Origin of the sequence: Qipengyuania citrea, from assembly GCF_009828015.1 — a bacterium.
GTDB classification, from domain to species: Bacteria; Pseudomonadota; Alphaproteobacteria; order Sphingomonadales; family Sphingomonadaceae; genus Qipengyuania; species Qipengyuania citrea.
The window spans coordinates 752,653-766,441 of sequence record NZ_WTYG01000002.1 but is presented as its reverse complement, the minus strand read 5'-3'; the positions used below and the strand labels follow the sequence as shown (position 1 = coordinate 766,441).

11 protein-coding genes and 1 tRNA gene are annotated in these 13,789 nt (G+C 64.3%); 3 read left to right on the top strand and 9 right to left on the bottom strand.

From position 1 onward, the window contains the following. Positions 1-6: 6 nt before the first annotated feature. From GRI55_RS09235 to GRI55_RS09225, 3 genes are all read left to right on the top strand, one after another. A complete protein-coding gene (locus GRI55_RS09235) occupies positions 7-3,591 on the top strand; it encodes an error-prone DNA polymerase (RefSeq protein WP_160766918.1) in 3,585 nt (1,194 codons plus the stop codon). 9 nt (positions 3,592-3,600) lie between these two features. Next, complete coding sequence (locus GRI55_RS09230) at positions 3,601-4,236, top strand: LysE family translocator (protein WP_160766917.1); 636 nt, start codon at positions 3,601-3,603, stop codon at positions 4,234-4,236. Positions 4,237-4,298: 62 nt separating this feature from the next. Next, a complete protein-coding gene (locus tag GRI55_RS09225; protein WP_160767070.1) occupies positions 4,299-4,958 on the top strand; it encodes an extensin-like domain-containing protein in 660 nt (219 codons plus the stop codon). A 1-nt stretch (position 4,959) separates the two neighbouring features. Here GRI55_RS09225 and phoB read toward each other — a convergent pair whose 3' ends face one another. The 9 genes from phoB to GRI55_RS09180 all read right to left on the bottom strand — a co-directional run bounded on the left by phoB (position 4,960) and on the right by GRI55_RS09180 (position 13,767). Continuing rightward, positions 4,960-5,646, bottom strand: a complete 687-nt coding sequence (gene phoB, locus GRI55_RS09220; RefSeq protein WP_063511931.1) for a phosphate regulon transcriptional regulator PhoB — start codon at positions 5,644-5,646, stop codon at positions 4,960-4,962. Between the two features lie 70 nt (positions 5,647-5,716). Next, entirely contained in the window at positions 5,717-6,388 is a 672-nt protein-coding gene (gene phoU / locus GRI55_RS09215; protein ID WP_050600726.1) for a phosphate signaling complex protein PhoU, read from the bottom strand. A gap of 13 nt (positions 6,389-6,401) precedes the next feature. Further along, the gene (pstB, locus tag GRI55_RS09210) at positions 6,402-7,148 is read right to left on the bottom strand and encodes a phosphate ABC transporter ATP-binding protein PstB (RefSeq protein WP_050600725.1); all 747 of its coding nucleotides are present in this window, start codon (positions 7,146-7,148) and stop codon (positions 6,402-6,404) included. A 38-nt stretch (positions 7,149-7,186) separates the two neighbouring features. After that, positions 7,187-8,437 (bottom strand): phosphate ABC transporter permease PstA, encoded by a 1,251-nt coding sequence (gene pstA / locus GRI55_RS09205; RefSeq protein ID WP_050600661.1) that lies wholly within the window; start codon positions 8,435-8,437, stop codon positions 7,187-7,189. After that, complete coding sequence (gene pstC / locus GRI55_RS09200; RefSeq protein ID WP_050600660.1) at positions 8,430-9,815, bottom strand: phosphate ABC transporter permease subunit PstC; 1,386 nt, start codon at positions 9,813-9,815, stop codon at positions 8,430-8,432. Before pstC ends, pstA begins: the two co-directional genes overlap by 8 nt. 16 nt (positions 9,816-9,831) lie before the next feature. Further along, entirely contained in the window at positions 9,832-10,878 is a 1,047-nt protein-coding gene (locus GRI55_RS09195; protein WP_160766916.1) for a substrate-binding domain-containing protein, read from the bottom strand. Positions 10,879-10,991: 113 nt separating this feature from the next. Continuing rightward, on the bottom strand, positions 10,992-12,314 hold the full coding sequence (locus GRI55_RS09190; RefSeq protein ID WP_160766915.1) for an OprO/OprP family phosphate-selective porin: 1,323 nt from the start codon (positions 12,312-12,314) through the stop codon (positions 10,992-10,994). 128 nt (positions 12,315-12,442) lie between these two features. After that, positions 12,443-13,630 carry a sensor histidine kinase gene (locus GRI55_RS09185; protein WP_160766914.1) on the bottom strand — a complete coding sequence of 396 codons (1,188 nt, stop codon included), beginning with the start codon at positions 13,628-13,630 and terminating at the stop codon, positions 12,443-12,445. A gap of 62 nt (positions 13,631-13,692) precedes the next feature. Then, positions 13,693-13,767, bottom strand: a tRNA-Glu gene (locus GRI55_RS09180). Positions 13,768-13,789: the final 22 nt, after the last annotated feature.

The window sequence follows — 13,789 nt, the reverse complement described above, 5'->3', positions numbered from 1 at the left end:
TCCATTATGCCCGAAAACGACCTCCAGATCCCGAAACGAACGATCGAGCTCGATCCCGCGAGCATCGAGGCGCCGCCGCGTTCGCCCTTCGTCGAGCTCGGACTCGTGTCCTGCTTCAGCTTCCTGCGCGGGGCGTCGGATGCGGTCGACCTGGTGCTGCAGGCGCGGGCGCTGGGTTACGATGCGATCGGAATTGCCGATGCCAATACAATGGCGGGTGTGGTCCGCATTCATGCCGAGGCAAAAACGCTTAAATTGAAGCCGCTTATCGGCTGCAGGATAGAAACTGTCGAAGGTCTTGCCTTCCTGGCTTATCCGAACAATCGCGCCGGCTATGGCCAATTGTGCCGTCTGATTTCGGCCGGACGGATGCGCACGCTCGACGGGGAGTGGCAGGCCAAGGGCGCCTGCGACATCAGTCTTGCGATGCTGGCCGGACATACTGGGGATGTGCAGCTGATCCTGCTGCCCCCGCGCGATCTCGACCAGCGCTTCGCCGTGACGGTGCCGAACAATGTCGTCCCCTTTCCGCCCGGTTCCTGGACGGAAGGATCCGAAAGCGAGCAAGCGGATCGGGTGCGGGTGGAAGGAACGCTGTCCGATATCCTGCCGCATGTCGCGGCCCAGCTTCCCACCCTTCGCCACCTTGCCGCAAGCTTCCTCTATACCGACAGCGATATCGCGCGGATCGAACAGCTCGATGCGCTCGCCAGAGCGCATGGCCTCGGCATCCTCGCCACCAATGACGTGCATTACGCCACGCCCGACAGGCGCCCGTTGCAGGACGTGATGACCGCGATCCGCCACAAGACCACCGTGGCGGCGGCGGGGCACCTGCTGGAAAGCAATGGCGAACGCTATCTCAAGCCGCCCGCGACCATGATCAGGCTGTTCGAACGCTGGCCGCATGCGATCGCCGCCACGCGCGAAGTGGCCGATGCCTGCGATTTCAGTCTCGACGAACTGGCGTATGAATATCCCGAGGAAATATACCCCGACGGGCAGGCGCCGCAGCAGTATCTCACCAGCGAAACTTGGAAAGGGGCCGCCTGGCGCTATCCCGGCGGCGTGCCGGAGACTGTGCGCGAAACGATCGAACGCGAGCTGGCGCTGATCGGCAAGCTCGACCTGGCGCGATATTTCCTCACCATCAAGGATATCGTCGATTATGCGCGCGGGGTCGATCCGCCGATCCTGTGCCAAGGGCGCGGCAGCGCGGCCAATTCGGCGGTCTGCTATTGTCTCGGCATCACCAGCGTCGACCCGGCCAAGCACGCGCTGCTGTTCGACCGTTTCATTTCGGAAGAACGCAAGGAGCCGCCCGATATCGACGTCGATTTCGAGCATGAGCGGCGCGAGGAGGTGATCCAGTACATCTATCGCAAATACGGTCGCCATCGCGCCGGCCTGTGCGCCACGGTGATCCATTACCGCCCGCGCATGGCGATCCGCGAAGTGGGCAAGGCGATGGGGCTGACCGAGGATGTCACCGCTGCGCTGGCCAAGACCGTATGGGGTGGGTGGGGCCGCGAAATCAGCGAGAAACACGCTGCCGAGACGGGCATGGATGTGCGCGATCCACACTTGCGCCGGGTTCTTAAACTGACCGAGCAAATAATTGGCATGCCAAGGCATTTGTCGCAGCATGTCGGCGGGTTCATCCTCACCGAAAGCGCGCTGACCGAAACCGTGCCGATCGGCAATGGCGCGATGCCCGAACGCAGTTTCATCGAATGGGACAAGGACGATATCGAGGCGCTCGGCATCCTCAAGGTCGATGTCCTCGCGCTGGGCATGCTGACCTGCATCCGCAAGTGCCTCGACCTGCTCGACGATCACTACAATCGCCCGCTCAGCCTTGCCAGCGTCCCGCGCGAGGACCCGGAAACCTATGCCATGCTGCGCAAGGGGGATTCGCTGGGCGTGTTCCAGGTCGAAAGCCGCGCGCAGATGAACATGCTGCCGCGGCTGCGCCCGCGCGAATTCTACGATCTCGTGATCCAGGTCGCCATCGTGCGCCCGGGGCCGATCCAGGGCGATATGGTGCATCCCTATCTCAAGCGCCGACGCGGGGCCGAACAGGTCGTCATTCCCGCGCCTGCCCCCGAGCATGGCCCGCCCGACGAATTGTCGAGCATTCTCGAACGCACGCTGGGTGTGCCGATCTTCCAGGAACAGGCGATGAAGATCGCGCTCGACGCTGCGAAATTCTCCTCGCGCGAGGCCAACCGGCTGCGCAAGGCGATGGCGACCTTCCGCAGCCGCGGCATGGTCGACGAATTGCAGGACATGATGGTCGAGCGCATGGTCGAGCGCGGCTACGACCGCGAATTCGCGCAGCGCTGCTTCAACCAGATCCGCGGTTTCGGCGAATATGGTTTCCCCGAAAGCCACGCCGCCAGCTTCGCGCATCTGGTCTATGTCTCGAGCTGGCTCAAATGCCATTTCCCCGCCGCCTTCGGCTGCGCGCTGCTCAATTCGCAGCCGATGGGGTTCTATGCCCCCGCGCAGATCGTGCGCGACGCGCGCGAGCATGGCGTCAGCGTGCTGCCCGCTGACGTCAATCTGTCGCAGTGGGATTGCACGCTGGAGGATATTGGCGGCGAGGCACCCGCGAGCGGCCAAGAACGGGGGCGGGGCAGGCAGGACAGGAATATCGCGCTCCGCCTTGGCCTGCGGCAGGTCGACGGCCTGCCAGAGGCCGTGGCGGCGCGGCTGATCGCCGAGCGCGAGGCGGGCGGGCCCTATGCCGATGTCGCCGCGCTCAAGGACCGCGCGCGGATCGGCCCGGCGCATATCGAACGCCTGGCCAGCGGGGACTGCTTCGGTTCGATGCAGCTGTCGCGCAGGCAAGCGCTGTGGGATGCGCGCAGCATCGTGGGCGGGGCGGACCTGCCACTGTTTGCCGCCGCCGCAGCGCGCGACGAGGGCGCCGAGACCGCGCGGACACAATTGCCCGCCATGCCGCTGAGCGAGGAAGTGGTGGCCGATTACCAGACCACGCGGCTCAGCCTGAAAGCGCATCCGATGTCCTTCCTGCGCGCCAGCCTGGCTGAACGCGGTTTCGTGCGCGCCTGCGATCTGCGCAGCCGCAAGTTCCGCAGCATGGTGCATGTCGCGGGCGTGGTGCTGATCCGCCAGCGACCGGGCAGCGCCAAGGGGGTCTGCTTCATCACGCTGGAAGACGAGACCGGTGTTATCAACCTAGTGGTCTGGCCGGATCTGAAGGAAAAACAACGCCGTGTGGTCATGGGTTCACGGCTGATGGAGGTGCGCGGCCGGGTCGAATATGACGACGAGGTGATCCATGTGATCGCGCATCACATGGAGGATGCGACGCACCAGCTCTACCGGCTGTCCGACGACATGCTCAATGCGCCGGTCGCGCGCGCGGACCATGTCACGACGCCGCTGCCCGCGAAGTTCAATCCGCGCGACAATCTCAGGGAAGGCGGGGACGACCCCCACCGGCCGGTCGAGCCGTGGGAGGAGCCCCCGCCGGGCAATCGCGAATGCGGGTGGTTCGGCCCCAATTCGGGCGGGCATCCGCGTGATGCGCGGATCATTCCCCCGAGCCGCGACTTCCACTAGGCGCGCTGCATGATCGATGCCGAAAAGCTCGCCGCCTTTGCGCTGGTGACCGCGACCACCAGCCTGGTGCCAGGGCAATCGATGCTGTTCGTTATGGGGCAGGCAGTCTGGCGCGGTGCGCGCTCGGGCTGGGCGGCGCTGCTGGGCATGCAGATCGGCTACCTGGTGTGGTGGGTGCTGGTCGCATTGGGGCTCGGCACGCTCGCTGCGGCCTATCCGCTGGCCTTCCGCGTGCTGGCCTTTGCGGGGATCGGCTATCTCGCATGGCTCGGCATTACCGCGATCCGGCACAGCTTTCATCCCGAGGGGGGCGCTCCCGTGCAGGCCAGACGCCCATCGCGCCATGCCTTTCGCGACGGCATATTCATCGCCACCGGCAATCCCAAATCGCTCATCTACATGCTCGCGATCATCCCGCCCTTCGTCGACACCGCGTCCCCGCTGGGGCCACAGATCGTATTGCTGGCGCTGCTGGCACTGGCGATCGACCTGCCGATCGGCGCGCTTTATATCGGTGCCGGGCAAAGGCTTGCACGGGTGATGGAGCGCGCGGCCACGCGGCGCTGGATCGATCGCGCGATTGGAGCGCTGTTCCTGGTAATCGCCGCAATCGTGTTCGGCGAAATGCTGGGTAGCGGTTTGTGAAACAGTCCTTTTCACGCACGATTGGCAGCTTTGCCGGTGACCGGCGGGCGCTCCTGCTGCTGATGCTTATCGGGCTGTTGCTGACCGGCCGTGTCTGGCTGGCCGAGCATCCCGAACACGATCCCTGGGCTCCGCTCGACCTGCGCGATCCGCCGGGCTGGGCGACCGAAACCAAGCTGATCGCGCTGCGGGAGGACGCTCCGGCGTGCCGTGCGGTGCTCGAACGCAGCGATATCGCGCATGATGTGCTCGAGCCCGCGGGCGAGGGCGCGTGTCGCCGCGAGGATCGCACGCGGCTCACCGACTATCCGCTCAGCCCGAACACGCCGCCGGTCACCTGCCCTGCGTCGATCGCGCTGTTGCTATGGGAGCGCGATGTCCTGAAGCCTACTGCACACGACATATTCGGGTCGGAAATCGCGCGGATAGAGCATCTTGGCGCCTATTCCTGCCGCCGTCTCTATGGCCGTGACAGCGGCGCCTGGAGCGAACATGCCACCGCCAACGCGATCGATATCGCCGGCTTCGTACTTGCCGACGGGACGCGGATTAGCGTGCTGCGCGATTGGTCCGGCGAGGGGGACAAGGCGCAATTCCTGCGTACCGTGCGCGATGGTGCGTGCAGCAGCTTCGCGACCGTGCTGTCACCCGACTACAATGCCGCGCATGCGGACCATTTCCATCTCGACATGAGCCCGCGCTGGCGCGGCGTCTGCCGCTAGGTCAGGCCTCGAGCGAATAGCCCGCGCTGCGCACCGTTCGCACCGGATCCTTCGCGCCTTCGATCTCGATCGCCTTGCGCAGGCGCCGGATATGGACATCGACCGTGCGCAGTTCGATCTCGCTTTCGGTACCCCAGACCCCGTCGAGCAACTGCCCGCGGCTGAACACGCGGCCCGGGCTTTCCATGAAGAACTTGAGCAGACGGTATTCGGTCGGGCCGAGTTGCAAGGTGCGGCCGCGGCGGGTGACTTTGTGCGCCACCGGGTCGAGCGTGATATCGCCGACCTCGATGCTTTCGCCGGCCAGCGCGGGGCGAATACGCCGCATGACCGCGGCCACGCGGGCGAGCAGTTCTCGCGGGGAAAACGGCTTGGTGAGGTAATCGTCGGCGCCCGTATCGAGCCCGCGCACGCGGTCGTCCTCGGCCTCGCGTGCGGTGAGCATGATGATCGGGACATGCGCGGTCTGTTTGTCGCGCCGCAACCGGCGGCAAACCTCGATCCCGCTGGTGCCTTCGATCATCCAGTCGAGGATGACGAGGTCGGGCACATCCTCGGTCGCCAGCAACAGTGCCTCGTCGCCGTCTGGGGTCGTGCGAACCTGGTAGCCTTCGTTGGTGAAGCGGTATTCGAGCAGCTCAGAAAGAGCCGGGTCATCTTCCACCAATAACAGTTTCGCAGCGTGCAAATGCTTGCCTTTCCGGGGAGTTTCAGTCTCGGTCGGCACGGCATTATGACCCCAGCGCTACAGTTTTATGTCAGCCATCCTCGTCGAGAGGATATGTCCCGGTAGCGGCGAAGTGAACCATTTCAGCCACATTCGTCGCGTGGTCACCAATGCGCTCAAGGTTGCGGGCCACGAACAGCATCTGCGCCGCGCTCGAGATGGTCGAAGGGTTTTCGACCATATGGCTGACGAGGTTGCGGAAGATCGAATTGTAGAAGGCGTCGACCTTCTCGTCGGTAGCGATGACTTCGCGTGCCAGTTCGGCATCGCGCGCCGCATAGGCGGTCAGCACGTCGTGGACCATTTCGGCGGCTACGTCGGCCATCGCGGGGAGCAGGGTCAACGGTTCGAACTGCTTGCGGTTGCCCCCGATCGCCTTGCTCGCCTTGGCGATGTTCTTCGAATAGTCCCCGATCCGTTCGACGACGCCGGCAATCTTGAGCGCCGCGATCACCTCGCGCAGATCGTCCGCCATCGGCGCACGCAGTGCGATGATCCGCACCGCGAGCTTGTCGATCTCGCTTTCGAGCGCGTCGATCTTCTTGTCCGCCTTGACGACGCGGTCGGCAAGCTCGTCGTCGCCATTGACCAGCGCCTCGAGCGATTGCGCGATCGCCGCTTCGGAAAGACCACCCATCTCGGCAATCAGTCCGCGCAGGCGGGTGATGTCCTCGTCGAATGCCTTGACGGTATGTTCTTGCATCGAATTCATAGCCTTAACCGTAGCGGCCCGTGATGTAATCCTGGGTCCGCTGCTCATGCGGATTGGTGAATATATCGGACGTACGGCCATATTCGACCATCTTTCCGAGATGGAAAAAGGCAGTACGCTGACTGACACGTGCAGCCTGCTGCATCGAATGCGTCACGATGACGATAGCATAGCGACCGTTAAGTTCCGCAATCAGTTCCTCGATCTTGGCGGTGGCGATCGGATCGAGCGCTGAGCAGGGTTCGTCCATCAGGATGACTTCGGGGTCGACCGCAATGGCGCGCGCGATGCACAGCCGCTGCTGCTGACCGCCCGACAGCGCCGTGCCGCTGTCCTGCAGGCGTTCCTTGACCTCTTCCCACAGGCCAGCGCGCCGCAGCGATTTCTCGACGATCGCGTCGAGTTCGTCCTTGCCTTCGGCGAGGCCGTGGATCTTGGGGCCATAGGCGATGTTGTCGTAGATCGACTTGGGGAAGGGGTTGGGCTTCTGGAACACCATGCCGACACGCGCGCGCAGCTGGACGACATCCATGCCCGAGGCGTAGATGTCCTCGCCGTCGAGCTGGATGCTGCCCTCGACCCGCGCCGTGGGGATCGTGTCGTTCATGCGGTTCAGCGTCCGCAGGAACGTCGATTTGCCGCAGCCCGAGGGACCGATGAACGCGGTCACATATTCGGTCGGGATATCGATCGAGACCTCGTCGATCGCCTTCTTGTCGCCGTAGAATACGGAGACCGCCTCGGCTCTCATCTTGGCTTCGGTTTTCTCGAGGTTGTCGTGGACTACGGTCACCAGGTTTTCTCGAATTTGTTACGCAGGTAGATGGCGAGCCCGTTCATCACGAGCAGGAACAGCAATAGCACGATGATCGCCGCGCTGGTGCGTTCCACGAAGCCGCGGTCGATTTCATCGGACCACAGGAAAATCTGCATCGGCAGCACGGTTGCGGGCGATGTAAAGCCGTCGGGCGGCGTGGCCACGAAGGCGCGCATGCCGATCATCAGCAGCGGCGCGGTTTCGCCGAGCGCTCGGGCCATGCCGATTATGGTGCCGGTCAGGATGCCGGGCAGGGCGAGCGGAAGGACGTGGTGGAAGACCACCTGCACGGGCGAGGCGCCGATTGCGAGCGCGCCGTCGCGGATGCTCGGCGGTACTGCCTTGATCGCATTGCGACCGGCAATAACGATGACCGGCATGGTCATTAGCGCCAGCGTCATACCGCCGATCAGCGGGGCCGATCGCAGATTGGGGAACAGCGTGAGGAACACCGCGAGCCCGAGCAGGCCGAAGATGATCGACGGGACCGCGGCCAGATTATTGATCGACAGTTCAATCAGATCAGTCCAGCGGTTCTTGGGGGCGTATTCTTCCAGATAAAGCGCTGCCAGCACCCCGATCGGGAAGGCGAGCAGCAGCGTCACCACCATCGTCAGAAGCGAGCCTTTGAGCGCACCCCAGATCCCGACCTGCTGGGGGTTGGTGGCATCGGACCGGCCCAGAAAGCCCGGGTCGAAATTCTTTGCCAGCCGGCCTTCTTCGTAAAGCCCCGCCGCCAGGGCCTGCATTTCGGGCGAGCCTTCGCCCTCGTAACCCGAGGCGAGGTTGGCCGAAGCGGGCAGCCAGAAGCTTTCGCTGCGCTGGAGAACCGCCGGATCAGCGATGATCGCGGTAGCGACGTCGCGCCACGCCTGCGCGCCGAGCTCTTCCGCAGCCGCTTCGCCCAGTTCCTCCTCGGCGAAATACTGCACGACATCGCGCAGGCCCTGCGCCTCGAGCGATGCCAGCGCACCGGGTTGCTCCATCGCCGCAGGGTCGGCGGCGATACCGGCCTGGGTGAAATCGATCGGCACTTCCATTTCGACCCGCTGGAAACCGCCGATGCCGTTGAAGGTCATCGTTCCCAGCAGGAATACCAGGACCGCGACCGAGAACACGATGGCGCCGAGACCGAGCGCGCGGAAGCGGCGCTCGGAAGCGTAGCGTTTCTTCAGCCGCGCTTCGAATTCGGGCGTGCGCGTTGGGGCGATGCGCTCACTCATATGCTTCGCGGTACCTCTTGACGACGCGCAGGGCGACGAAGTTCAATCCCAGCGTCACCATGAACAGGACGAAGCCGAGGGCGAACGCGCTGAGAGTGGCGGGATGGTCGAAACTGCCTTCGCCGGTCAGCATGGCGACAATCTGCACGGTGACGGTGGTCATCGATTCGAGCGGATTGGCCGACAGATTGGCGGCGGTCGAGGCGGCCATGACGACGATCATGGTTTCACCGATGGCGCGGCTGATCGCCAGCATGATCCCGGCAACGATACCGGGCAGCGCGGCGGGAATCATGACGCGCTTGATCGTTTCCGAGCGCGTGGCCCCCATCGCGAGGCTGCCGTCGCGCATGGCGCCGGGGACCGCGGCGATCGAATCGTCGGCCATCGAGGAGACGAAGGGAATGATCATCACGCCCATCACGAGGCCGGCGGCGAGTGCGCTTTCGCTCGACGGGTTCGATACGCCCATCCCGATGGCGAGATCGCGGATCGCCGGGGCGATCGTCAGCGCGGCGAAATAGCCGTAGACGACGGTCGGGACACCGGCGAGGATTTCGAGCGCGGGTTTGATCCAGCGCCGCAGCGCCGGGTCGGCATATTGCGTCAGGTAGATCGCGCTCATCAGACCCAGCGGGATGGCGACGATCATGGCGATGATCGCACCGATGAAGAGCGTGCCCCAGAACAGCGGCACCGCGCCGTAGCGGGTACCATCGGGATTGTCGGGGTTGGCCATCGGGTCGGGGCCCCAATGCGTGCCGAACAGGAAGTCCAGCGGCGACACCATGCCGAAAAACCGGACCGTCTCGAACACCAGGCTGGCGAGGATGCCGATCGTCGTCAGGATGGCCACCAGCGAAGCGCCCAGGAGGATCGCCATGACGATGCGTTCGACCTTGCTGCGCGCGGCGAAGTCGGGCCGCAGCCGCAGGAAAGCGAAGGTGCCGGCCAGGAAGGCGACCAGCAGCGATACGATGATCCCGATCGTGTTGTAGTAGAACAGCGCTTCGCGATAGGGTTCGACGAGCGCTGCAGCCTGCGGATTGAAGACCGCAGAAGCCGCGCCCGTCGCCACCGCACGCGCTTCGTTGAGGATGGTCTGGCGCTGGAAGCCGAAGGCGGGCAGTTCGGCTGCCGCCGGGCTCGCCAGGACCTGCTGCGTCACCAGGCCGGGAGCAATGGCGCTCCACAGCGCGATGAACGCGACCATCGGCAGGATGATCCACAGCGCGACATACCACGCATGGTAAACCGGCAGGCTGGGCAGCCGCCGTTCGGCGCTGTCGCGCCGGAAGGCCCATGCGCGGGCACGGGCCGCCAGCCATCCGGCGAGCCCGAGCCCGAGGGCCAGGAAGAGCAGGATAGCTGGCGACATAAGTTGCTTTCAGACCTTACTTGAGCTGCGCGCCATCGAGCGTGGTGTATTCGGTGGCTGCTTTCAGGTTCGCCGCCATAACGTCCGCAGGCGATGCGACAAGACCGATCTTGGCGAGTTCACCATCCTTGTCCCACATTTTCGTCCACTGCAGCAGGTATTCCCGCAGGCCGGGGATCGCATCGAGATGCGCCTTCTTGGCGTAGACGTAGAGCGGGCGCGCACCGGGATAGGCGAAGCTCGCGATGTTCTCGTAAGTCGGGGCGACACCGTTCATCTCGAGGCCCTGCACCTTGTCGGCATTCTCTTCGAGATAGCTGTAGCCGAAGACGCCCACGGCGTTGGGATTGCCTTCGATCTTCTGGACGATGAGATTGTCCTGTTCGCCCTGGTCGACATAGGCGCCGTCCGAACGGACCTCGGTGCACAGCTGTGCGTGGCGATCCTTGTCGGTTTCCTTGAGCGCTCCCATTTCGGGATTGGTATCGCAGCCGACTTCCAGAACCAGTTCCTTGAGCGCGTCACGCGTGCCCGACGTGCTCGGCGGCCCGTATACCAGGATAGGCTGGTCGGGGAGCGAGGGGTCGACGTCGGACCAGGTCTGGTTGGTCTGCTCGCCGCCATAGGGCGAGGCCGCAATCGCTTCGTAGACCTGCTTGGGGGTCAGGCTCATCGTGATGCCGCCCTGCGCCGATGCGAAAGCGATCCCGTCGAGGCCGACCTGGATTTCGATGATGTCGGTAACGCCATTGGCCTGGCAGTCGGCAAATTCGCTCGCCTTCATCTGGCGCGAGGCGTGCGTCATGTCGGGGGTGTCGGCGCCGAGACCGGCGCAGAACAGCTTCATCCCGCCGCCGGTGCCGGTCGATTCGATGATCGGCGAACGATAATCGGGCTGGTTGCGAACGAAGGCTTCGGAAACTGCCTTAGCAAACGGGAACACGGTCGACGAACCGACTGCACGGATCGAGTCGCGCGAGCCGCCATCGGCTCCGTTGCCACCGCATGCGGTGAGCGCGAGCGCCGATACTGCGGCGAAGATGAAGGATTTGGTCTTGGTCATGGATAGCCCCTTAGATGTATAGCTAGCGGCGCAAAAGCGCCCCAATGTTACAGGGTTGCGACAATAGTTTGACCCGGCGCCCGGGGGCTGGGAATTGGCGGATCGTCCGCCGCTCAGAAATCGATTTGCGCGCGCACACCGAAAGCGTCGACACCGTAGGAGGTATCGCCATTCGCGGCGGGCAGGACCGCGTCTTCGTACTGCAAGCGGCCGTAATTGACCAACAGCGCGGTATAGTCGGTCGGTTTCCAGATCAGCGAGGCGAGATAGCCTGCCTGGCGGCCGCCGAGGATCCCGGCGTCGTTAAGGTCGAGATGGTCGTAGCGCAGCGTGAACTGGAGCGATCCGAACCCGCCTTCGCCAACCGGCCGCTGCGGCTTGGTTCGATCGAACTTGCCACCCTTGTATCCGCGCGAATCGTCGGTGAGGAATACCCCTGCCTCGGCATAGCCGCCGAAGAAGGTGGGGTCGCTCGCCAGCGTGGGCATGTCGACCGTCTGCCAATAGCCTTCGGCGGCGGCGTGGAAGCGCCCGGCGATCGCTGCGGCCTCGAGCCCGAACCCGGTTTCGCTGCGGGCACCCATGCTGCCGGTGTTGATGAACCGCTGCGAGGTGAAGTGCACCAGCGGGCGCTGGCGATAGCGCACCTCGGCAGCAGGATCGTCGAGGTCGTTGTAATGGACCGATCCGCCGAAATGAAGCTGCGTGTCGCCAGCCTCCGGCATGAAGACGATCCGCGCATCCACGCCCCGGTTCTTGCTGTCCGTGTCCTCGATATTGTCGGTGAAGACCCCCGCCTGGATGAGGATATCGCCCCGTCCGTAAGTGATCGACGCACCCAGACGGCGTTCGAAGCCGAACGCGTCGGTAAAGGCCGCGCGCTCGATAAAGGTCGTGTGCAGGCTGCTGGTCAGTTCCTCGAGCGACTGGAAGTTGTTGTGTTGCCCGACCGCGACTTCGAGCGGACCGTCCTCATAGCTCAGGATGGCGTCGGTGACGGAAACCTCGTTGCCTGCAAAACCGACCTCGAACTTGTAGCCGAACCCTCCGGGCATATCCCCCGAAGCGCCCAAGCGGGCGCGGCGCAGTTCGCTGCCGAAGCCATCGCTGGCCCCGGTCGACGAAGGGGCACTGGTGAAACCCGTATCGACCATCAGACGGCCGCGGGGCTTGAAGCTCCAGCCGTCGGACTTGGCGAGCACGGCGACCGGTGCAGCTGCTGCCGGCTCTGCAGGGGTGGTGAGAGCCGGCACCGCCGCTGCGGCGGCACGCGTTGCCTCCAGCTCGGTTTCGAGCTGGTCGATACGTGCGTTCATGGCCGCCAGTTGCATGCGCATGGCCGTCAGATCTTCGTCCGCATCCTGCGCGAGCAGGGGTGCGGGGGCAGCGCAGCCGAGCGCAATGATTGCCAGCGGGAAGCGGGTGCTACGGGGCATCGTTCAAATCACTTGATCAGAGGGTTACGGAACGACGACGCCACTATGACCGCGATGTTTCAGATATATGACATCGTGTAACAACCGGAACCGGCTGGCATGCCCCGCTGCCACCGGCACAAGCCGCGTCAGTCGTCTTCGTCTTGCTTTTCCAGCGGCAGGGTAACCGTAACGCGCGTGCCTTCGCCCGGCGTGCTGTCGATATCCAGCCGGCCCCGGTGCCGTTCGACGATGTGCTTGACGATCGCCAGACCCAGTCCGGTGCCGCCCGATGCCCGGCTGCGGCCCGGATCGGTGCGGTAGAACCTGCGGGTGAGATGCGGAATATGCTCGGCCGCGATTCCTTCGCCGCGATCGGTCACGGTCAGCCTTAACCGGTTGTCGCCCTTGGGATGGATGCGCACCGTCACCGTCTGGCCGGGCTCACCGTATTTGAACCCGTTGTCTACGAGGTTGCGGACCAGCTGTTCCAATTGCTGGCGATCGCCGCGGACCGGGAATTCGCCGGTCGCCCCGAAGTCGAGCAGTTCGAGCCGTTCGCCATTGGCCGCATCATGCGCCGCGCGTTCGGCGAGCTTGGCCAGGCCGAGCGTGGTGTCGGGCAGGTCGTGTTTCACGGCCTCGATTCGTGACAGCGACATCAGGTCGCTTACCAGGTCCTGCAAGCGCTTCGCCTCGCGCTGGATCGTGCCGAGGAACTTGTCCGCCATGCGCGGATCGAGATTATCGACATCCTCGCGCAGCGTTTCGACATAGCCGATGATCGAAGCCAGCGGCGTGCGCAGTTCGTGGCTGGCATTGGCGACGAAATCGGTATGGGCCCGCGCGATATCGGCTTCGGCGGTCTTGTTGACGAATTCGATGACGGCAAGTTCGCCGGGCAGCGTCTTGCGGTTAATCCGCCAGATATCGGTGCGCCGCGCCAGGCCGCGGACGACCGCACCACCGTCGACGTCGCGACCGAGCAGGCGGATCGCTTCGGGCTGTCGCAGCGCCATGCGGACATCCTGCCCGACGATATGCCCGCCCAGCAACTGGCGCGCCGACAGATTGGCGATAATCGCCCGGTCGCGTTCGGTGATGACCACGGGTGTTTCGGAATGTTCGAACAGGTCGGCCATATTGTCGCGGGTGAAGGCAGGGCCTTGCGGCTTGGGGCGCGCTTCGTCCGGTCGCGCGGCCACCAGATAGAGCGAGCCGATCCAGACCAGCAGGACGAGCGCGACATAGATCAGATCCACGCCAAGCGAGGCCAGGATGATGCAGGCCATCATCGCCAGCGCGAATCCGGGCCAGGGAAAGCTGGGCTTGGTCATGGCCATGCGGCCTAGCGGCGCATCCGCGGACGCGCCAGCCGCTTTTCAGCCCGGTGGAGAAGTGGTGACCCGTACGGGAATCGAACCCGTGTTTCAGCCGTGAAAGGGCCGCGTCCTAACCGCTAGACGAACGGGCCACAGAAGTGGCGCTTTGCGCGG